General features: G+C 66.1%; 18 protein-coding genes. 11 read left to right on the top strand and 7 right to left on the bottom strand.

Annotated elements, in window-relative coordinates; genetic code table 11:
- Nucleotides 1–68: 68 nt before the first annotated feature.
- The 6 genes from BP26_RS0104850 to BP26_RS0104875 are packed head-to-tail and all read left to right on the top strand — an operon-like array spanning nt 69 to nt 6,414.
- Complete coding sequence (locus BP26_RS0104850) at nt 69–779, top strand: HalD/BesD family halogenase (protein ID WP_211254829.1); 711 nt, start codon at nt 69–71, stop codon at nt 777–779.
- Nucleotides 776–1,771 carry a lysylphosphatidylglycerol synthase domain-containing protein gene (locus tag BP26_RS0104855; protein WP_029919452.1) on the top strand — a complete coding sequence of 332 codons (996 nt, stop codon included), beginning with the start codon at nt 776–778 and terminating at the stop codon, nt 1,769–1,771. The genes BP26_RS0104850 and BP26_RS0104855 overlap by 4 nt, the downstream gene beginning before the upstream one ends.
- Nucleotides 1,771–2,523: a phosphocholine cytidylyltransferase family protein gene (locus BP26_RS0104860; protein ID WP_029919453.1), complete on the top strand. Its 753-nt coding sequence runs from the start codon at nt 1,771–1,773 to the stop codon at nt 2,521–2,523. The genes BP26_RS0104855 and BP26_RS0104860 overlap by 1 nt, the downstream gene beginning before the upstream one ends.
- Nucleotides 2,520–4,181, top strand: a complete 1,662-nt coding sequence (gene aepX, locus BP26_RS0104865; RefSeq protein WP_029919454.1) for a phosphoenolpyruvate mutase — start codon at nt 2,520–2,522, stop codon at nt 4,179–4,181. Before BP26_RS0104860 ends, aepX begins: the two co-directional genes overlap by 4 nt.
- Nucleotides 4,178–5,344, top strand: coding sequence for a phosphonopyruvate decarboxylase (gene aepY / locus BP26_RS0104870; RefSeq protein WP_029919455.1), 1,167 nt, complete (start codon nt 4,178–4,180; stop codon nt 5,342–5,344). The genes aepX and aepY overlap by 4 nt, the downstream gene beginning before the upstream one ends.
- Nucleotides 5,341–6,414, top strand: coding sequence for a 2-aminoethylphosphonate aminotransferase (locus BP26_RS0104875; protein WP_029919456.1), 1,074 nt, complete (start codon nt 5,341–5,343; stop codon nt 6,412–6,414). The genes aepY and BP26_RS0104875 overlap by 4 nt, the downstream gene beginning before the upstream one ends.
- Nucleotides 6,415–6,449: 35 nt before the next feature.
- Here the strand turns inward: BP26_RS0104875 and BP26_RS30520 are convergent, their stop codons facing one another.
- From BP26_RS30520 to BP26_RS0104895, 5 genes are all read right to left on the bottom strand, one after another.
- On the bottom strand, nt 6,450–6,770 hold the full coding sequence (locus BP26_RS30520) for a helix-turn-helix domain-containing protein (protein WP_436233349.1): 321 nt from the start codon (nt 6,768–6,770) through the stop codon (nt 6,450–6,452).
- Nucleotides 6,719–7,879 (bottom strand): GAF domain-containing protein, encoded by a 1,161-nt coding sequence (locus tag BP26_RS0104880; protein ID WP_029919457.1) that lies wholly within the window; start codon nt 7,877–7,879, stop codon nt 6,719–6,721. Before BP26_RS0104880 ends, BP26_RS30520 begins: the two co-directional genes overlap by 52 nt.
- 45 nt (nt 7,880–7,924) lie before the next feature.
- Nucleotides 7,925–8,977, bottom strand: a complete 1,053-nt coding sequence (locus tag BP26_RS26405; protein ID WP_211254830.1) for a CE1 family esterase — start codon at nt 8,975–8,977, stop codon at nt 7,925–7,927.
- Nucleotides 8,978–9,258: 281 nt separating this feature from the next.
- Nucleotides 9,259–9,909, bottom strand: coding sequence for a TetR/AcrR family transcriptional regulator (locus tag BP26_RS0104890; RefSeq protein ID WP_051748330.1), 651 nt, complete (start codon nt 9,907–9,909; stop codon nt 9,259–9,261).
- Between the two features lie 164 nt (nt 9,910–10,073).
- Entirely contained in the window at nt 10,074–12,395 is a 2,322-nt protein-coding gene (locus BP26_RS0104895) for a Tex family protein (protein ID WP_029919460.1), read from the bottom strand.
- A gap of 648 nt (nt 12,396–13,043) precedes the next feature.
- Here BP26_RS0104895 and BP26_RS0104900 point away from each other — a divergent pair.
- Together BP26_RS0104900 and BP26_RS0104905 are read left to right on the top strand one after the other, a co-directional pair.
- Nucleotides 13,044–13,304 carry a hypothetical protein gene (locus BP26_RS0104900; protein ID WP_029919461.1) on the top strand — a complete coding sequence of 87 codons (261 nt, stop codon included), beginning with the start codon at nt 13,044–13,046 and terminating at the stop codon, nt 13,302–13,304.
- Nucleotides 13,305–13,377: 73 nt separating this feature from the next.
- Entirely contained in the window at nt 13,378–14,697 is a 1,320-nt protein-coding gene (locus BP26_RS0104905) for an MFS transporter (protein ID WP_051748331.1), read from the top strand.
- Nucleotides 14,698–14,816: 119 nt separating this feature from the next.
- On the opposite strand, the gene BP26_RS0104910 is transcribed toward BP26_RS0104905, so the two are convergent.
- Both BP26_RS0104910 and BP26_RS0104915 read right to left on the bottom strand, forming a co-directional pair.
- Nucleotides 14,817–15,797, bottom strand: coding sequence for an aldo/keto reductase (locus BP26_RS0104910; RefSeq protein ID WP_029919463.1), 981 nt, complete (start codon nt 15,795–15,797; stop codon nt 14,817–14,819).
- A gap of 82 nt (nt 15,798–15,879) precedes the next feature.
- On the bottom strand, nt 15,880–16,932 hold the full coding sequence (locus tag BP26_RS0104915; RefSeq protein WP_029919464.1) for an NAD(P)-dependent alcohol dehydrogenase: 1,053 nt from the start codon (nt 16,930–16,932) through the stop codon (nt 15,880–15,882).
- 130 nt (nt 16,933–17,062) lie between these two features.
- Here BP26_RS0104915 and BP26_RS0104920 point away from each other — a divergent pair, with 130 nt between their 5' ends.
- The 3 genes from BP26_RS0104920 (at nt 17,063) to BP26_RS27325 (ending at nt 19,772) form a co-directional block, all read left to right on the top strand.
- Nucleotides 17,063–18,055 (top strand): LysR family transcriptional regulator, encoded by a 993-nt coding sequence (locus BP26_RS0104920; RefSeq protein WP_051748332.1) that lies wholly within the window; start codon nt 17,063–17,065, stop codon nt 18,053–18,055.
- Nucleotides 18,056–18,730: 675 nt separating this feature from the next.
- Nucleotides 18,731–19,381, top strand: a complete 651-nt coding sequence (locus BP26_RS29190) for a hypothetical protein (protein WP_157572366.1) — start codon at nt 18,731–18,733, stop codon at nt 19,379–19,381.
- Between the two features lie 37 nt (nt 19,382–19,418).
- Nucleotides 19,419–19,772, top strand: coding sequence for an RHS repeat domain-containing protein (locus tag BP26_RS27325; protein WP_084182807.1), 354 nt, complete (start codon nt 19,419–19,421; stop codon nt 19,770–19,772).
- The last annotated feature ends 579 nt before the right edge of the window (nt 19,773–20,351 follow it).

Here is a 20,351-nt window from a genome sequence, read left to right on the forward strand (position 1 = left end):
GTGCAAAAGCCGCCGCGCCGGCCGCGGACTCGACGCCGCAATCGGCTGAATCCGCGGTGGCGCGGGATATGTCCGGACGCCTGGCGGTGCTGGACAAAGCGGCGCTGCGGCAGCGCTTCCTGGAGCAGGACGAGTTCCTGTTCCTCGAGGACTTCCTGCCGCCGGAACTGGTGCGGCAGCTGCAGGACGCGGTGCGCGATACCCGCGGCGCGGTCAACCGCAACCTGATTCCCGGCCACAAGAAAGGCGGCAGCGTCAGCCGCCACGTCATCGACAAGCTGGCCCCCGTCATCGCCGAACTGTACCGCCGGACTGAGTTCACCGACTGGCTGCGCGACCTCTGCGGCGAGGCCCTGTTGCCGTCGCCGGCGGACGATCCGCATGCTTATGCGCTCTACTTCTATACCGAGGCGGGCGACCACATCGGCTGGCATTACGACACGTCCTATTACAAGGGCAAGCGCTATACCTTGCTGCTGGGCGTGATCGACGATTCCTCCTGCAAGCTCGAATACCGCCTCTATACCAAGGCGGCGGGACGCACCCCGGTCGATGGCGCCATCGCGCTCAAGCCTGGCGCCCTGGTGTTCTTCAACGGCGACAAGCTGCAGCACCGCATCACGCCGTCGGCCGAAGGCGAGGACCGGGTGGCGTTGACCTTCGAATACGTCACCAACCAGGCCATGAGCCCGTGGTGGCGGCTGATTTCGAACATGAAGGATTCCTTCGCCTACTTCGGCTTCAGCCAGGTTTTCCGCAGCAGCCGACGCTCGCCGTGAAATTCCCCGTTTTCCTTGCCCTGGCCCTGGGCACGGGCGCCTTTACGGCCCTGCTCGTCTACGAAGGCGCCGGGCAAGTGCTGGAGACATTCGCGCTGGCCGGCTGGGGCGTGCTGATCGTCGCCGCTTTCCACCTGGTCTCCCTGCTGCTGGATTCCGCCGCCATGGGCGTGGTGCTGGAGCGGCCGATGCCGCGGCGGCGCCTGGCGCGCGCGCGCTGGATCGGCGAAGCGGTGAATGGCCTGCTGCCGGTGGCGCAGATGGGCGGCCCGATGGTGATGGCGCGCCTGCTGGCGCGCTTCGGCGCGGGACGCGCCGAAGCCGGCGCCGCGGTGGTGGTCGCCACCACCCAGCAGATGCTGTCGCAGGCGGCTTTCGCCCTGCTCGGCATGCTGGCCCTGGCGGCGCACGCCGGCGACCGCAAGCTGCTCTATGGCCTGCTGATCGGCATCGGCCTGTTCGGCGCCAACGCCATCTGGTTCTACAGCCTGCAGAAGCGCGGCCTGTTCGCGCGGCTGGCGCGGCTGCTCAACCGTTTTTCCAGCGGCCGCGACTGGCTCGATTTCAGCGGCGGCGCCGAGGCCCTGGATGCGGCGGTGCAGGGCGCCTATGCCCGACGTGGCGTGGGCATGGCCAGCTTCCTGCTCAATCTGGCCGGTTGGGTGGCAGGCGTCGGCGAGGTCTGGCTGGCGCTATATTTCCTCGGTCACCCGGTATCGCTGCTCGATGCACTGATGCTGGAAAGCCTGGGCCAGGCGATCCGCGGCATCGCCTTCGCCATTCCGGGCGCCCTCGGTGTGCAGGAAGGCGGTTACCTGCTGCTCGGCGCCCTGGTCGGTTTGTCCGCGCCGACGGCTTTGGCGCTGTCGCTGATCAAGCGCGCGCGTGAACTGCTGCTCGGCCTGCCGGCGCTGCTCTACTGGCAATATATGGAAGGACGCTGGATGCGCCGCCGCCTGGCGCGGCCGGTGCCGGTCAACAAGGGAACCTGATGCGCGCCATTATCCTGGCCGCCGGCTTCGGCCGGCGGCTGAGCCAGCCCGGCGAAAAGCCGCCGCCCAAGTGCCTGCTGCAATTCGGCGGCCGCAGCCTGCTCGAGCGCCACCTGCTGCTGCTGCGCCAGGCCGGCGTGAGCGAGGTGGTGATCGCCACCGGCTACGAGCCGCGGCAGATCGAAGCCGAGCTGGACCGCCTGCAATGGCAGCCGCGGCCGAAGCTGGTGCTGAACGAGCGCTACACCCTGGGCAGCGTGCTGACCGTGCATTGCATCGCCGAGGCGCTGACCGCCGGCGGCGACGTGTTGCTGATGGATGCCGACGTGCTCTACGACGGCCGCATGTTCGAGGCGCTGTGCGCCGGCGCGCACGCCGACCGCCTGCTGATGGACCGCGGCTTCCAGCCCGGCGAGGAGCCGGTGAAGATCTGCCTCAAGGACGGCCTGCCGGTGGAGTTGCGCAAGCGCCTGGCGCCGGACCTGGTGTACGACACCTGGGGCGAGTCGGTCGGCTTCTTCCGCTTCACCGAAACCACGGCGCGGCGTTTTGCCGCTATCGTGGCGTCCTATATCGACAGCGGCCGCGCCGACCAGCCTCACGAAGAGGCGGTGCGCGACCTGCTGCTGGAACGCCCGCAGGACTTTGACACGGCCGACGTCACCGGCGCGCCGTGGCTGGAAATCGACTTCCCCGCAGACCTGGTTCGCGCCCGCGACGAGGTACTGCCGCAGCTACAGGCACTGACATGAACCGACCCGAACTGATCCTCCCCACCCGTGCCGCCCGGCTGCGCAAGCTGCTGACCAGCCCGGAAACCTCCTTCATCATGGAGGCGCACAACGGCCTCTCCGCCCGCATCGTCGAGGAAGCCGGCTTCCAGGGCATCTGGGGCTCGGGCCTGACCATCTCCTCGCAGTTCGGCGTGCGCGACAACAACGAGGCGAGCTGGACCCAGATCATCGAGCTGCTCGAATTCATGAGCGACGCCAGCTCGCTGCCGATCCTGCTCGACGGCGACACCGGCTACGGCAATTTCAACAACCTGCGGCGCCTGGTGCGCAAGCTGGAGCAGCGCGGCATCGCCGGCGTCTGCATCGAGGACAAGCAGTTCCCCAAGACCAACAGCTTCATCGACAGCGAGCGCCAGCAGCTGGCCGACGTCGACGAGTTCTGCGGCAAGATCAAGGCCGGCAAGGACACCCAGTCCGATCCGGACTTCAACATCGTCGCGCGCGTCGAGGCGCTGATCGCCGGCTGGGGCATGAGCGAGGCGCTGAGCCGCGCCGAGGCCTACCGCCGCGCCGGCGCCGACGCCATCCTGATCCACTCCAAGCGCTCCAAGCCGGACGAGATCCTGCAGTTCGCCAAGGAGTGGGCCGGGCGCTCGCCGCTGGTGATCGTGCCGACCAAGTACTACAGCACGCCGACCGAGGTGTTCCGCCGCGCCGGCATCAACCTGGTGATCTGGGCCAACCACCTGCTGCGCGCCGCCATCCCGGCGATGCAGGCGGCGGCGCGCGAAGTGTTCGAGACGCAGACCCTGGTCGGCATCGAGGAGCGCGTCGCCACCGTCAACGAGATCTTCCGCCTGCAGGGCGCCGACGAGTACAGCGAGGCCGAGCGCATCTACGCCACGCCCAACGCCGCGCGCGCGGTGGTGCTGGCGGCCAGCCGCGGCGACAACCTCGACGCGCTGACCGAGGACCGTCCCAAGGTGATGCTGCCGGTGGCGGGCGAGCCGCTGCTGCTGCGCATGGTCAAGGCCTTCCGCAAGCAGGGCATGAACGACATCACCGTGGTGGCCGGCTACAAGGCGCAGGCCATCGACGTGGCCGGCGTCAACCTGGTGGTCAACCCGGACTACGACTGCAGCGGCGAGCTGGCCTCGCTCAGCTGCGCCATCGACCGTTTCGGCGACGACACCGTGGTCAGCTACGGCGACCTGCTGTTCCGCCGCTACATCCTGCGCGACCTGCTGGATACCGACGCCGATCTCACCGTGGTGGTCGACTCCACCCAGACCGCGCCCGACGCGCCCTGCGACTTGGCCTATGCCGACCTGCCGGACGAGCGCGGCATCTTCGGCCGCGACGTGTCGCTGCGCCGCGTTGCCCATTGCACCGCGCCGCAGGACGGCAGCGCCCGCCCCAGCGGCCGCTGGATCGGCATGCTGCGCGTGCGCGGCGCCGGCCGCGACAAGCTGCTCGCCGCGCTGGAACATCTCCGTAAACAACCCGACTTCGCCAGGCTCGGCATGCCGGAGCTGCTCAACGCCATCATCGACGCCGGCCACCGCATCAAGGTGCTGTACGTGCACGGCCACTGGCTCGACGTCAACGACCACGCCAGCCTGCAGCAGGCCAGCGATTTCGCCCACGCCGAGTCCTCCTACGGGAGCCGCAAGTGATCGAGGCCGCCGCCTTCGTCGAAGCCGCGCGCCAGCGCGGCTTTTCTTTCTATGCGGGCGTGCCCTGTTCCTACCTCACGCCGTTCATCAACTACGTCATCCAGGACACCTCGCTGAGCTACCTGTCCTGCGCCAACGAGGGTGACGCGGTGGCGGTGGCGGCCGGGCAGGCCGCCAGCGGCACGCGCGCCGTCGCCATGATGCAGAACTCCGGCCTGGGCAACGCGGTGAGCCCGCTGACCTCGCTGACCTGGACCTTCCGCCTGCCGGTGCTGCTGATCATCACCTGGCGCGGCGAGCCCGGCGTGCACGACGAGCCGCAGCACCAGTTGATGGGGCCGATCACGCCGAACGTGCTCGACACCATGGAGATCCCCTGGGAGATCTTCCCGCAGCAGCCGGAGGAGATCGCCGCCGCGCTGGAGCGGGCCACGCAGTACATGGACCGCGAGCGCCGCCCCTATGCGCTACTGATGAAGAAGGGCACCGTGGCGGAATACCCGCTGCGCGGCTCCGGCGCGCCGCCGCCGCGCGCGGCCGGCAAGGCCGTGGTGAAAGCCGCTGCCGGCGGCACGCGTCCCAGCCGCGCCGACGCCCTGCGCCGCGTCATCGAACACACGCCGCTGAAGAGCAGCGTGGTGCTCGCCACCACCGGTTTCACCGGCCGCGAGCTGTACGCGGTGGATGACCGCCCCAACCAGCTCTACATGGTCGGTTCCATGGGCTGCGTCTCAGCCATGGCCCTGGGCCTGGCGCTGGCGCGGCCGGACCTGCAGGTGGTGGCGGTGGACGGCGACGGCGCGGCACTGATGCGCATGGGCCTGTTCGCCACCCTCGGCACCTACGGCCCCTCCAACCTGGTGCACCTGCTGCTCGACAACGGCGTGCACGATTCCACCGGTGGCCAGGCCACCGTTTCGGCCGGCGTGTCCTTCGCCGCCATCGCCGCCGCCTGCGGCTATCCGCTGGCGCTGGAGTCCGAGGGCCTCGAAGTGATCGACGAACTGTTCGCCGCCAAAGGTGTGCAGGGCCCGCGCTTCGCCCACCTGCGCACGCGCCCCGGCGCCTCGCCCAACCTGCCGCGTCCCTCGGTGACGCCGGAGCAGGTCAGCGCGCGGCTGGCCGCGCACATCGGCGCGGCCTCGAAGGAAGTGCCCGCATGAACCGCCCGCTCCTGCTCAACCCGGGCCCAGTCACCCTGAGCGAGCGGGTGCGCAACAGCCTGCTGCTGCCCGACCTGTGCCACCGCGAAGGTGAGTTCTTCGACCTCCAGGACGAAATCCGCGAGCGCCTGCTCGGCGTCTACGGCCTCGATCCGGCGACCTGGTCGGCGGTGCTGCTCACCGGTTCCGGTACCGCCGCGGTCGAAGCCATGCTGTCCAGCCTGGTGCCGGCCGAGGGTCGTTTGCTGGTGGTGGAGAATGGCGTCTACGGCGAGCGCATGACCAATATCGCGCAGCGCCACGGCATCGCCTGCGAAGTCGTGCGCCAGGAATGGACCGCGCCGATGGACCTGGCCGCGGTGCGCAGGCGCCTGCAAGCCCAGCCCGCCATCACCCACGTCGCGGCGGTGCATCACGAGACCACCACCGGCCGCCTCAACGCGCTGAATGAACTGGCCGCGCTGTGTTCGGAGTTCGGCGTGGCCCTACTGGCTGACACCGTGTCGAGCTTCGGCGCCGAGGCCATCGACTTCAGCCGGCCCGGCTTCACCGCCGCCGCCGCGACCGCCAACAAGTGCCTGCACGGGGTGCCCGGCGCCTGCTTCGTCATCGTGCGCCGCGCGGCGCTGAAGACGGCAAGCGCGCGCACCCTCTACCTGGACCTGGCTGCCTGGAGCCGCGCGCAGGACCAGCGCGGCACGCCCTTCACCCCTTCGGTGCACGCCTACTACGCCTTGCGCGAAGCCTTGCGCGAGTTCGCCGACGAGGGTGGTTTCGCCGCGCGACAAGCGAAGTACACCGCGCTGGCCGGACAGGTCGCCGACGGCCTCGCCGTTCTCGGCGTGAAGCCGCTGCTGCCCACCGCCGAATCCTCGGTGGTGCTGCGCGCCTATCACCTGCCGGTGGACTACGCGCGCCTGCACGACGGCCTCAAGGCCAAGGGTTTCATCATCTACGCCGGCCAGGGCGCCCTGGCCAGCACCCTGTTCCGCATTTCCACCATGGGCGCGTTGGGGCCGGCGGACATGGCGCGACTACTGGGCGAAGTGCGGAATCTGCTGCCCACCTAGCCGATTTGTTCCGATCCCGATCGGCAGGCGCGCCTCTAGGTCATCGGGCGACCGCGCTGAGCGTCGCCGGATGCAGCCCTTCCGGGTCTGGCCGGCCCGCCCATGGACAGCACGCGCCGTTTCTGCAGCTGTGCCTGGGCCTGTTCGGGACGATAGCCGCGTCCGCCCGCGTTGCGCCTCAACTCGCGGCTGACGGTGGATTTGTTGACGCCGATGGTTCGCGCGATTCGCGTCAGGCTCAGCCCGGCTTTCAGCCCGGCGGCTATCCGCAGCCGCTGTTTCAGGGTGAGTTGGTTATAGGATTTCAGGATGTTCCTCCTGTCGGGGCGACGTTGGCGTGCGGTTCCGGCTGTGATGGACCGCGGGGGATGACCAGCAGGGTTCCGGCGACGGCCTCGAGCATGCGCTCGAGCAGGCTCAGTTCCGATTCCTGCAAGGCTTCGATGGTAGCGAACTCCAGCACACCCGCGAGCTGTGTGCTGAAGCCCAGCGGCATCAGGTACAGGTGCGGAGGCGCGCCGCGGCCGAGGCCGGAAACCAGTTCGAAGTACCCGGGCGGAACTTCGTGCAGGACCATGGCCTTGCGGTGTTGGGCGCAGGCCCCGACCAGCCCTTCGCCCATCGCGATGCGCCGGCTGCCGATCTGTTGCAGGTCCATGGCATAGGTGGCCGCGGGCCGCAGGCTGCCGTCCTCGATCAATTCATGCAGCACCGCCGCGCAGGCGCCGGCTTCCATCACCAGCACGGCGAGCATGCGCTCGTCGAAGTCGACCGGGTGCATGGCGGCGGCGCGCAGCGATTCGCTGAAGCGGGCCATCCGCAACTGCGCCTCGACGCCCTGCTGTTCGCGCTGCCGCAGCTCGGCCAACTGCGCGGCGGTGCGCCGGCGTTCGGCACGCGCGGCGTTCGCCGCCAGCGATGCGCTGTAGAAATAGATCATCAGGGCGCCGATCGACAGCGTCAGCCAGATGCCGTCCGGCGACATCGCTGGCTGGCCGGATCGCAACCGGACCCATAGATTGAAGGCCAGGATGCACAGGGCCAATGCGGTCGCCAGGGTGAATACCCTGGGCGCGAAGCGCTGACCCAGGTCGAAGGCGGCCGACAGCAGCAGGATCGTCACCGGCGAGGCGGGGTAGGGATCCTGCAGGACGATGACCGCCAGCATGGCCAGGTCGAGCAGGACCACGACATAGGCGGAGGTGAAGCGCGCCGCCGCGCGGCGGCGCAGCAGCAGGATGCCGTTGGCGAGGGCGTAGCAGGCCACCATCACGAACACCGCATGCAGCGATAGCGGCAGCGTCTCCCTGACCCGTCCGGCGAAGTAGAAATAGCTCAGGCCGAAGCAGGCGAGAAACAGGCGGATCAGGTAGTGGGACGCCCTGGTGGGCGATGCATAGCCCTCCGGCAGCGCACGGCGCGGCTCTGTTTCGGATTCCGATACAAGCCTCTGCCGGGCCTGCACTGGCGGAGTCCGATCGGCCCGTGGCTGGTTCCGTCGGACCGTCGGCTACAGGTGGTACGCCCTGGCGAAATTCCAGATCAGGCCGGTGGCGGAAATATCGGTGCTGGTGGTGCCGATGATCGGTACCGGCAGGTATTGCAGGCCGCCCGGCCAGGCGTGGCCGCCGCCGTTGACGGTATACAGCCTCAGGTCCGCTCCGCTGGAACAGCTGGCGAAGGTTTCGAGGTTGACGGTGGTGCCGTCATTGGTCGAGTTCGGCAGGGCGGTGGTGCTCGGCGAGACGCAGCCCTGCAGCGTGGACCAGAACGAAATCGCCTTGGCGGCGGACTGGATGTCGCTGAGGATGCCCCAGCCGTTGTAGGGCACGATGGGGTCGGTGGTGCCGAGAATGAACAGCTTGGGTCTTTGTACCGCCGCGGGGCAGGAATTCATGACGCCTGTGCGCACGGTGGCGGCCACCATGCCGAAGGCGGCGATTTTGGGTGCCAACTCGCAGGCCAGCCGGTCCGACATGAAGCCGCCATTGGACAGGCCCGCGGCGTAGACGCGGGTCGGATCGATGCCGCCCGCCGCGACCAGCGCATCGATCAGCTTCGAAATGAATTGAACGTCGGAGTTGTCGTTCTTGCTGGGGTCGTCTCCCCATACCCCGTTCTGCGCCTGCGGCATCACCGCCCAGAAGCCCTGTGTGGCGACATAGCCCGAGATCACCGCCACGTTGGCCATGCCGGCGGCGGTACCGCCGTTGCCGTGCAGGATCACCATCATGGCGGAAGACGGCGGCGCCGGATCGGGCCGCACCACGACGTAGCTTCGGCCGGTGCCGTTGACGGTGAGGGTCGCGCTGTAGGCGGTTGTCCCCGGCGCTGTCACCACGTAGGTGCCGTCGACGCGGATCAGGATTTGTTGCAGTGCACCGCTGGTGCCGGGGATGAGCAGGCCGGTGATGGGGTCAATGATCGGTTGCCCGACGGATTCGGCTGTGCTGAGCGTTCCGCCGATGAGCTTGCCCAGCAAGTCTGTCGCCAGGGCGCTGCCGCACAGCGACAAGGCCAGACCCGCGAACGCGATCCGCAGCCGCAAGTTCCTGATTTGCATGACGCCTCCCTGTTCCTCTGATGATGCCCCGGTCTCTAATAGGCGTGCAAGACGATACGGACCGGTACAGAACTTATACGCCTGCTCGGACAGTGTGTCCAGATTTCATGTCCGAATCTTGTGATGCTGCGCACACGGCATATGGCTTTGTTTTCGCCGCGGTACCATTCACCAAACGGCGAATGGCGCCGCGGCGGGCCGGCGAGTGTGTCGCGGGAAGGATTGGCCGTGCCGAAGGCGCGGTGGGGGAAATGACGTTCGCGTCCGGACGGACGCCGCGTTCAGCTGCGGGTGTAAAGCACCTGCCAGATGACATCGGTGACGATGTTTGCGGCCTCGCGCAGATCCTTGTCGCTGCCGTTGCGCACGCGGCGATAGGCGATGCGCTCGGTCATCCACACCAGGGCGGTGAAGCTCGCTTCCGTCACTTCCTTGCGGATGGTGCCGTTGCGCTGCCCCGCGCGGATCGCATCGAGGGAATGGCTGGACATCGCCTTGAGCAGGCCGTCGAAGGCCTGGCTCACTTCCGGATCGTAGCTCGCCGTTTCGGCCAGGGAGCCGAACACCGCCTGGTGCCGGCGGTAGATCTTCAGGGTTTCCAGCAGCGCGCGTTGCAGTTGCGGCCGGGTTGCTTCCGCGGCGATGCTCCACCAGCGCTGCGTCGCCTGCATCAGCTCGCCGGTGATGCTGCGGGTCAGCTCCTGGATCAGCTCCCCTTTATCCTTGAAGTGCATGTAGTAGGTGGAGCGCGCGATGCCGGCTTCCTGGCTCAGCTTTTCGACGCTGAGTTCGGTGAAGCTGCCGCCGGCGGCGATGAGCCGCTCGGTGGCTTCCATGAGTTGCGCGATGACCTTGGTCCGCTGATCGATGCGGACCGTGCGTTTGGTGCGTGTGATCGAGCCTACGGGCTTGATACGCGTGGGACGGGTCACGGGGCGCGCTGTTCTGCTGTGCACAATGGGGCTTCGGCCTGCGCCGCACCGGTAATGGCGATGACCGATGATAGATGCTGCGGGCCGTCCTGTCCCTCCCCGCTCAAGCAGCTCCGGCCCGGCATACGGCTCCGGCGGGGCGGGCGCCGGGAGGACGGGTCCGTCTATTTCTGCCGCAAAGCCTCCGACAGCGCCGCCCCGAGCGAGCCGAGCTGGGCCGGCTTTTCCTTCTGCGGCTTCTGCTGGCGCTGGTTCGGACGGCTGTCGCCGCGCTCCCCGCGCTCGGCGCGGACGGGCGGGGCGGAGGCGCCGCCGTCGTCCTTGCGCATCGACAGGGCGATGCGCTTGCGCCTGGCATCCACATCGACCACGCGCACCTTGACCACATCGCCGGCTTTCACCACGTCCTGCGGATTCTTGACGAAGCGGTCGGCCAGCTGCGACACGTGGACCAGCCCGTCCTGGTGGACGCCGATGTCGACGAAAGCGCCGAAGGCGGCGACGTTGGTTACGGTGCCTTCCAGCATCATGCCGGGCTTGAGGTCGGCGATCTCGTTGACGCCGTCGGCGAAGGTCGCGGTGCGGAATTCCGGGCGCGGGTCGCGGCCCGGCTTTTCCAGCTCGGCGATGATGTCCCGCACCGTGGGCAGGCCGAACTTCTCGTCGACGAAGACGCGCGGGTCCAGCGCCTTCAGCGCCGCGCTGTCGCCCATCAGGCTGCGCACGTCGCGGCCGCAGGCGGCGACGATCTTCGAGGCCACGCCGTAAGCTTCGGGATGCACGGCGGAGGCGTCCAGCGGCTCGTCGCCGCCGGTGATGCGCAGGAAGCCGGCGCACTGCTCGAAGGTCTTCGGCCCCAGGCGGCTCACGCCCAGCAGATCGCGCCGGGTCCTGAAGGCGCCGCCCTGGTTGCGGTGGTAGACGATGGCCTCGGCCAGCGAAGCGCCCACGCCGGAGACGCGGGCCAGCAGCGGCGCCGAGGCGGTGTTGAGGTCCACGCCGACGGCGTTCACCGCGTCCTCCACCACGGCGTCGAGCGAGCGCGCCAGGCGGAATGCATCCACGTCATGCTGGTACTGGCCGACGCCGATGGACTTGGGCTCGATCTTCACCAGCTCCGCCAGCGGATCCTGCAGGCGGCGGGCGATGGAGACGGCGCCGCGCAGCGACACGTCGAGGTCGGGGAATTCCTGGGCGGCGAGCTCGGAGGCGGAGTAGACCGAGGCGCCGGCCTCGCTCACCACCACCTTGGTCGGCTTGTTGCCGGGCAGGGCTGCGATCAGCTCCGCGGCGAGGCGGTCGGTCTCGCGGCTGGCGGTGCCGTTGCCGATGGCGATCAGCTCCACGCCATGGCGCGTCACCAGGCGCATCAGCTCGGCCTGGGCGCCGCGCACGTCGTTGCGCGGGGCGAAGGGATAGACGGTGGAGGTCTCCAGCACCTTGCCGGTGCCGTCGATGACGGCCACCTTCACCCCGGTGCGGATGCCCGGGTCCAGGCCCATGGTCGGGCGCGAGCCGGCCGGCGCGGCGAGCAGCAGGTCCTTCAGGTTGCGGGCGAAGACCTGGATCGCCTCTTCCTCGGCGCGTGTGCGCAGCTCGATCATCAGGTCGACCGAGAGCGACAGCGACAGCTTCACCCGCCAGGTCCAGCGCGCCACTTCCAGCAGCCAGCGGTCGGCGGGCGCATTGCCGTCGATACCGATGTTGTAGGCCTCGGCGATGAAGCGCTCCACCGGCTTCACCAGGGCGGTGTCCTCGGCATCCACCTCGATGTCCAGCATCAGGATCTCTTCGGTGCGGCCGCGCATCATCGCCAGCGCGCGGTGGCCCGGCACGGCGGACCAGCGTTCGTGGTGGTCGAAATAGTCGGAGAACTTGGCGCCCTCGGCTTCCTTGCCTGGCGCCACCTTCGAACGCAGCACCGCGTTGCGGCGCAGGTGGCCGCGCAGCTTGCCGAGCAGCTCGGCGTTTTCGGCGAAGGCCTCGGTGAGGATGTCGCGGGCGCCTTCCAGCGCCGCCTTGGCGTCCGCCACTTCGGCGGTGATGTAGGCCGCCGCCGCATCCTGCGGCACCAGGCTGCGGTCGGCGAGCAGGGCCTCGGCCAGCGGCCCCAGTCCCTTCTCGCGGGCGATCTCGGCGCGGGTGCGGCGCTTCGGCTTGAAGGGCAGGTACAGATCCTCCAGCTCCGCCTTGGTGGCGACCGCGACGATCTTCGCCTCGATCTCGTCGGTCAGCTTGCCCTGGCCGCGGATCGACTCGAGGATGCTGGCGCGGCGGTCTTCCAGCTCGCGCAGGTAGGACAGGCGCGTCTCCAGCGTGCGCAGCTGCGTATCGTCCAGGCCGCCGGTGTTTTCCTTGCGGTAGCGGGCGATGAACGGCACCGTGGCGCCATCGTCGAGCAATTCCACCGCCGCCAGCACCTGGCGGGTCTGCGCGCCGATTTCGGCGGCGATGGTCTGGGCGATGTGCTGGGCGGTATCGGTCATGCGGCTCTGGTGTCGGGAAAAATGGGGTGGGAGACCTTAACGGAGTCGGCGGCGCTTGCCAACCGCCGCGGCCCGGAATCCGATTGCTGCCGCTTTTGGCTTTACGTCATCCAATTACGCCGTCCAGTAAGCCAATCCCCCGTCCTTAGAGCCTGTAACAGAATGAATCGCACCTGCGTTGCAGTCCAAAATCGCGTCAGGCAAGGCGGAGGGCTGAGCCATGGTGATTCCATGGCTGGGGCTGACAACGATCGCCCGCGACACGGTGCCGCGTCAGCGTGGGTGCGGGAGCGGGCGAAGGCGGCCCCTCCCGCACCCACCACGTTACGCTCGGGCACCGTGTCGGGGCCGCCCTGGTGCGATTTTGGGCGCAACCCTTCGGGACGGGGCCATTTTTGCGCAGTGCTGCGCCGGCCAGAGCGCACCATGGAATCACCATGCCGCACTCTGTCCGACTTGCACTGCGCAAAAATGACCGCCGTCGCAGGCGCGATTCATTCTGTTACAGGCTCTTATGCTTCTTCACGGTAGACCAGTGCCGCATGGCCCCTGGGCGATCCCCGCGGGCCGTGCGGGGTTTTCGTTTTGGACTTCCCCCGGCGGCTCCGCCATATTGAGGCCCTGGAGTTTCAGCAAGGGGAAGGTGGAATGCGCACGGCATTGATCATCGGCGGCGGCCTGGTGTTGCTGGGAATCTGTGTGCTGCTCGGCCGCTGGCTCGGCGGTACGGGCTCGATCGGTCTTGCCGTGAAGCTGTTCATCCCCCTATGGCTGGCCCTGGCCGCGTTCAACATGTGGTTCGGGGTGGCCCGGGCGGGCTACTCATTCATGGAAGAACTGCCGATCTTCCTGGTGATCTTCGCCATTCCTGCCATCGCGGCTGCATGGCTGTGGTGGCGCCAGGCCTGAACCCGCCCTGCCGGGGCGGGCAGTAGCGGCGGCGCGGCGGCCGCATTACGCTTGCTGACCTGACCCGGAGACGATTGTGGAACAGACTGTTTCGGACAATGCGCGGCCGCTGAACCGCGGCGATGCCAAGACCCTGGTGCTCTCCGCCCTGGGCGGCGCGCTGGAATTCTACGACTTCATCATCTACGTGTTCTTCGCCGTGGTGATCGGCAAGCTGTTCTTCCCCGCAGACATGCCGGACTGGCTGCGCCAGCTCCAGACCTACGGCATCTTCGCCGCCGGCTACCTGGCGCGGCCGCTGGGCGGCATCGTCATGGCGCACTTCGGCGACCGCTTCGGGCGCAAACGCATGTTCGCCCTGAGTGTGTTCCTGATGGCGGTGCCGACGCTGTGCATCGGCCTGCTGCCCACCTATGCCGCGGTCGGCCTGTGGGCGCCGCTGGCCCTGCTGCTGCTGCGCGTGCTGCAGGGTGCGGCCATCGGCGGCGAGATCCCCGGCGCCTGGGTCTTTGTGGCGGAGCATGCGCCGGCCAACCGCACCGGCCTCGCGGTGGGCATGCTCACCTCCGGCCTGACCGGCGGCATCCTGCTCGGCTCCCTGGTGGCGGCGGGCGTGACGCGGCACTACGGGCCGGAGCAGGTGGCTGCGTTCGCCTGGCGCATCCCCTTCATCCTCGGCGGCATCTTCGGCTTCGTCGCGGTCTACCTGCGGCGCTGGCTGGACGAAACGCCGGTGTTCGAGGAACTGCGCCGGCGCAAGGCCCTGTCGCAGGAACTGCCGCTGAAGGTGGTGGTGAGCCGTCACCTCGGCGGCGTGCTGCGCTCGATGCTGGTGACCTGGGTGCTGACCGCCGCCATCGTGGTGGTGATCCTGATGACGCCGGCGCTGCTGCAGAAGCTGGACGGCTTCACCGCGGCGCAGACGCTCACCGCCAACAGCGTGGCGACCCTGATGCTGACCCTGGGCTGCATCGGCGCCGGCGCCCTGGCCGACCGCTTCGGGCCGGGGCCGGTGCTGGGCATCGGCAGCGTGCTGCTGCTCCTGTGCACCTACGCCATGTACCTGGGCCTGGGGCAGAACCCGGGGCTGCTGGTGCCGCTGTACGGCCTCACCGGCCTGTGCGTCGCCATCGTCGGCGTGATCCCGCTGGTGCTGGTGCGCAACTTCCCGCCGGCGGTGCGCTTCAGCGGCATCTCGTTTTCCTACAACGTGGCCTACGCGGTCTTCGGCGGCTTCACGCCGCCGCTGGTGGCGATGCTGGGCAAGGCCAGCCCGCTGGGGCCGGCGCACTACGTCGCGGCGATGTGCGTGATCGGCTTGCTGATGGGCCTGTTCGGCGCGCGGCAGCCGGCGAGCGCCTTGCAGGTGAGCCAGCCGGGAGCGGTGGCTTAAGCGATTAAATCCAGCTTCCTGTCATCCTGAGCGTAGCGAAGGATCTGGCCCTGCGCCGAGGCCAGATCCTTCGCTACGCTCAGGATGACAAAAAGGGGGCGAAGGGACGCGCCGACGCTTTACTCGTGCCCTGAAACAGCATGCGGCACATACGCCGCTTCCAGTTGCGCGATCTCGCTTTCCTCCAGCTTCAGCGACAGCGAGGCCACGGCATCGTCCAGGTGCTCCGGCTTCGACGCCCCGACGATGGGCGAGGTGACTGCCGGGCGGCTGCTCAGCCAGGCCATCGCCACCTGCGCCCTGGGCACGCCGCGGGCCTTGGCCACGGCGGCGACGGCTTCGACCACTTTCTGGTCGGCTTCCTGGGTGTTGGCGTAAAGGGTATTGCCGTACTTGTCGGTCTGGGCGCGCGCGGTCTGCTCGTTCCAGGGACGGGTCAGGCGGCCGCGGGCCAGCGGGCTCCAGGGCATGACGCCGATGCCCTGGTCCAGGCACAGCGGCAGCATTTCGCGCTCTTCCTCGCGGTACAGCAGGTTGTAGTGGTTCTGCATGGTGATGAAGCGGGTCCAGCCGTTCTGCTGCGCAACGTAGAGGGCCTTGCTGAACTGCCAGGCATGCATCGAGGAGGCGCCGATGTACAGCACCTTGCCGGCCCTGACCAGGTCGTGCAGGGCTTCCAGGGTTTCCTCGATGGGCGTGTGGTAGTCCCAGCGGTGGATCTGGTAGAGATCGACGTAGTCGGTGCCCAGCCGCTTCAGGCTGGCGTCGATGTTGCTGAAGATGGCCTTGCGCGACAGGCCGCCGATGTTGGGCGCGCTGCGCAGCGCGAAGTGCACCTTGGTGGCCAGCACGATCTCGTCGCGGCGGGCGAAGTCGGTGAGGGCGCTGCCGACGATCTCCTCCGAAGTGCCGTCGGAATAGGCGTTGGCGGTGTCGAAGAAGTTGATGCCCAGGTCCAGCGCCTTGCGCAGCAGCGGGCGGCTGTCCTCCTCCGGCAGGGTCCAGGCATGGTTGCCGCGTTCGGGCGCGCCGTAGGTCATGCAGCCCAGGCAAATGGGGGAGACGCGCAGGCCGGTGCTGCCGAGGTTCACGTAATCCATTGCTCTACTCCTGGTTCGAAAGCGCGGCCCGCCTGGCGCGGGCCGCGGCACATCATGGGGCAATCCGCGGACGCCTGCCGCCTCAGGCGGCCTTGAGCGAGGCCATGTCGATGACGAAGCGGTAGCGCACGTCGCTCTTCAGGATCCGCTCATAGGCTTCATTGACCTTCTGGATCGGCGTCAGTTCGATATCGCAGGTGATGTCGTGCTCGCCGCAGAAGTCGAGCATCTCCTGCGTCTCGGCGATGCCGCCGATCATCGAGCCGGCCAGGCTGCGGCGCTTGGGGATGAGCGAGAACGGCGCGATCGGCACCTGCGTTTCCGGCACGCCCACCACCACCATGGTGCGGTCCACCTTGAGCAGGCCCAGGTACAGGTTCCAGTCCATCTCCGCCGAGACGGTGTTGATGATCAGGTCGAAGTGGTTCTTCAGCTTGACGAAGGTCTGCGGATCGGAAGTGGCGTGGAAGTGGTCGGCGCCCAGGCGCTTGGCGTCCTCCTGCTTCTTCAGCGACTGGCTCAGCACGGTGACCTCGGCGCCGAGGGCATGGGCGATCTTCACACCCATGTGGCCCAGGCCACCCAGGCCGATGATGGCGACGCGCATGCCGGGGCCGGCGCCCCAGTGCTTGAGCGGCGAGTACAGGGTGATGCCTGCGCAGAGCAGGGGTGCGGCGGCGTCCAGCGGTAGATTGTCCGGCATGCGCAGCACGTAGTCCTGGTTGACCACAATACGCTCGGAGTAGCCGCCCATGGTCGGCGTCCTGCCGTCGCGCTCGAGGCCGTTATAGGTGTTGGTGGGGCCTTCGTCGCAGTATTGTTCCAGGCCCTGTTCGCAGTAGGCGCAATGACGGCAGGAGTCGACGAAGCAGCCGACGCCGACCTTGTCGCCCACCTTGTACTTGCTCACCTGGTCGCCGACGGCGCTGACCACGCCGGCGATCTCGTGGCCCGGCACCATCGGGAAGATCGAACCGCCCCAGCCGTCGCGGGCCTGGTGGATGTCCGAATGGCAGATGCCGCAGTAGTGGATGTCGATGGCCACGTCGTGCGGCAGCGGCGCGCGGCGCTGGAAGGTGAAGGGCGCCAGCGGCGAAGTGGAGGTGGCGGCGGCGTAAGCGCGGGTGCTGGTCATGCGGTGCTCCTGCGAAAAGGGAACGGACAGCGGGGAAATTCAGGGCGCTACTATAGGCAGTCGGACACAACCGGAGTAGTCTGATTCTCGTGTTTCAGAATCAACCAACGGTTGTCAATCGAGATATCCCGTGGACCGCTACCGCGCCATCGAAACCTTCAGCAAGGCCGCCGATCTCGGCAGCTTCCACCAGGCGGCGATCGCCCAGGGCACCACGCCGCAGGCGGTGAGCAAGGCGGTGCGCCAGCTGGAACAGGCGCTGGGTCTGCGCCTGTTCCACCGCACCACGCGCAAAAGCACCCTCACCGAAGACGGCCGGCGCTTCCTGGACAACGTGCGCCCGGGCCTGGAAACCATCGCCGGCGCCTGGTCCGGCGCGCGCGACGCGGCGGCGGACGAGGAGGGCCTGATCCGCATCACCGCCACGCGCTCGGTGGGCAAGGAGGTCCTGGTGCCGCTGATCGTCGACTTCCGCAAGCTGCTCCCGCGAGTGGGGTTCGAGCTGCTGCTGGACGAGCTCTACACCGACATCGTGGCGCAGAAGATCGACGTCGGCTTCCGCAGCGGCCAGCCGCCGGACCGGCAGCTGGTGGTGCGCGAGCTGTTCCGCATGCAGCTGATCATCTGCGCCTCGCCGGATTATCTGCGGGCGCACGGCGCACCGGCGAGCATCCAGGAGCTGGCGCGCCACGCCTGCACCGGCTTCCGCCAGCCCAACACCGGGCGGATGGATCAGTGGGAATTGCGCATGGGCACCGCGCTGTCCTTCATCGACCTGCCGGCGGCGGTGTGCTCCAACGACTCCGAGTCGGAGATCAGGGCGGTGGAGGCGGGGCTCGGCGTGGGCCAGCTGGACAGCATCGGCGCCGCCCCCGGCTTGCGCGCCGGGCGGCTGGTGCCGTTGCTGTTCGAGCACATCAGCGAACGGCACAGCCTGCACCTGTATTACGCACAGCGTTCGGACATGCCGCGGCGGGTGCGGCACTTCATCGATTTTTCGGTAAAGCGTTTGCGCGGTACCGAGCAGTTCCGTTTCAGCCGCGCCGCGCTGGAGACCATGCGGCGGGCGGCGACGGCACGACCGGCACGGGCTGGGCGGGGCGCCGCGGCGAAGGGGCGTTAAGAACCATTCATTCCAATCGTCACCGTGGCGAAGGCCCGGGGGCCGGGGCGCCGGACGTTGGCCTCAGGCGCCGCACATGCGCGATGCCTTTGCAAGGCTTATGCAAGGACTTCAAATTGTAAAGAAATGTGACGTAATCGACATTACGATTTGAAAGGACGATGAGCGGGTGGCGTCGCCGGTCAAACGGACACCTGAAATCACATTCATTTCCTTACCATGCCTACGGCAAGAACCATCTGGTACTAGGGGGCAGCATGGCGGGGATTTCTATCGGGCGCGGTGCTGCGTCTATTGGGGAATATTGCGTCCGTCCTTGCGCGAGGCTTCGGGGATTTACTAACGAGGTCAATCTCGCCTTTGAGGCGGAACACCCTACTCCTGTGCAAAAGTTAATGCGCGATTTACCTGCGCACTTTTTGTACATTGCTGCATCGGCCTGGCACAGGATTCTGATCTGCGTCGCACTATTTATGTGCGGAGCTTGCTAGATGGAAGCTGAGTAAGGCGTTGAGCTGCAAAGCGCTTCGCAATGCATTTACAAACAGATGGCACGACGGGATCGATGAAGCACATGACCCCCAGTTGCCGCAAGACTTGGAAAATCAAATTGCAAATGCAAATAAAGCGATTGACTGTCACTGCAAAGACTAACGGCGAAGCTTGATACAAATAATGGATAAATCATATAGCGACTTTAAGTCATTTCTATTTGAAAGAGAATGGAAAGCTGGGGGTCCGAAGTGGTTTTTTGCTGAAGACTTTTACGATCCTGTCTTTGAAGAAGGGTTCATTGTGGATTGCGCCCTTCAAATTTTTAGGGAGATAGATAACATTTGGGCCAATCACTCTGAACCGCAGTTTGTTTTAGGGCTCCAATACTTGATTGATCGATATTGCGGCATAACGTGCTTCTCTTTTTTAAGTGATCAAGTACCTATTTCAACGAGAGAAAGCGCGATTTCTTTAATGTTCGAGGTATTTGAAAAAGTATTTGCAAAAGCATGTGCGAATGCGGATAACCCTACAAATATGCATTTGCCATCGTATAACTATCTTTGTTTTATGTGGTGGTACGTGTTCCCGAGGCACGGAGCGCCGCGAACGCAGAAAATGAAGATCATTGATTCTATTATTCTAAATAATCTTGAAAAAACGCTTTTGTTAGATAACGTCACTTGCAAAAAAGCAGCTCTCCATGGGTTAGGCTGCTGGCAGCCTGCGTACGACGAGGAAGTCCAGAAAATACTTACCCGAAATGCGTTGATTATTCCTGAATGCCTTCTGCTGTATGCTGCTCGCGCAGCGGTCGGTGATGTGCAGTGAATTGAAAAAGCAAGCGTAGGTTGCGCACCCTTGCCTTCTGCAGTATGGGTATGACGCCAACGGCAATATCATTTCCATAACCGACAATGGGGATGGCAGCCACGGCCAGGCTTTGGGATATGACGCCCTCGATCGCCTGATTTCGGCGAGTGGAGCCTACGGTGCTTACACCTATGCCTATGACGCGGCTGGGAATCGCATCAGTGAAACGATCGCTGCCGGCACCATCAGCCCTCTTCTTTCCTTTGCCGGAAGCAGTGCCACTGGCCTCAATTACAACGCCGTGGGGCAGGTTGCAGGCATTTCTCGCAACGGTGCTTCGATAGAGACGAACCTTTACGATGGTGCCCACCACCGGATCGAGAAGGATATGCCAATGGGAATCCGCTAAGCAAGCGTAGGGTGCGCACTGCGCACGCGGGTGTGCCGACGTTTCAAGGCGTGACGCGCGCGCGTTGCGGACCCTACGCTGCTGAGCAGCTGGTAGGCGGCATTGGCGGGTTGTACGCAGGGTTAGGGCTAGGAGCTGGCGCAGGTGCGGCTGCCATCGTTGTAGCAAATAACGGAATTGGACTTGCAGGAGTGGGCGGAGCAGTTGCTGGATGGGGGTTTGGGAGGGTGCAAAATGCCGCTGGAAAAGCGGGTTGTACATGCAATTCGAAATAGATGAAGTAGACATTATTTGAGGTAAATGAGCGATGCTTCGACATGATGTTTTAATACTTCTTTTAATCTTCGTAGTGGCATGCTTAATTGAGATTGTCATAGATGAAAATTTCAATGTGCAGCAAGAAGTAGCATCACCTAGGCTGATTGATCAATGGTCAAAGAGGATTTTTGGTATACGGTGGCTATTGCGCGTAGTCGTCCTCGCTGGGTTGGCGCTACTCATCTCTCTATTCAATAGTCCTGGCCGTTCAGATCTGGCTTCAACGAGCAGCAAGCGTAGATACTGTTAACCCGGTCAAAC

It is taken from the genome of Nevskia soli DSM 19509 (genome assembly GCF_000711955.1).
GTDB lineage: Bacteria > Pseudomonadota > Gammaproteobacteria > Nevskiales > Nevskiaceae > Nevskia > Nevskia soli.

Coding starts and splice junctions, on each gene's coding strand:
- BP26_RS0104850 (WP_211254829.1), top strand. CDS start 69: ATGTCCGGACGCCTGGCGGTGCTGGACAAAGCGGCGCTGCGGCAGCGC.
- aepX (WP_029919454.1), top strand. CDS start 2,520: ATGAACCGACCCGAACTGATCCTCCCCACCCGTGCCGCCCGGCTGCGC.
- BP26_RS29190 (WP_157572366.1), top strand. CDS start 18,731: ATGGATAAATCATATAGCGACTTTAAGTCATTTCTATTTGAAAGAGAA.
- BP26_RS0104910 (WP_029919463.1), bottom strand. CDS start 15,797: ATGGATTACGTGAACCTCGGCAGCACCGGCCTGCGCGTCTCCCCCATT.
- BP26_RS0104900 (WP_029919461.1), top strand. CDS start 13,044: ATGCGCACGGCATTGATCATCGGCGGCGGCCTGGTGTTGCTGGGAATC.
- BP26_RS0104860 (WP_029919453.1), top strand. CDS start 1,771: ATGCGCGCCATTATCCTGGCCGCCGGCTTCGGCCGGCGGCTGAGCCAG.
- BP26_RS26405 (WP_211254830.1), bottom strand. CDS start 8,977: ATGCAAATCAGGAACTTGCGGCTGCGGATCGCGTTCGCGGGTCTGGCC.
- BP26_RS0104895 (WP_029919460.1), bottom strand. CDS start 12,395: ATGACCGATACCGCCCAGCACATCGCCCAGACCATCGCCGCCGAAATC.
- BP26_RS0104875 (WP_029919456.1), top strand. CDS start 5,341: ATGAACCGCCCGCTCCTGCTCAACCCGGGCCCAGTCACCCTGAGCGAG.
- BP26_RS0104915 (WP_029919464.1), bottom strand. CDS start 16,932: ATGACCAGCACCCGCGCTTACGCCGCCGCCACCTCCACTTCGCCGCTG.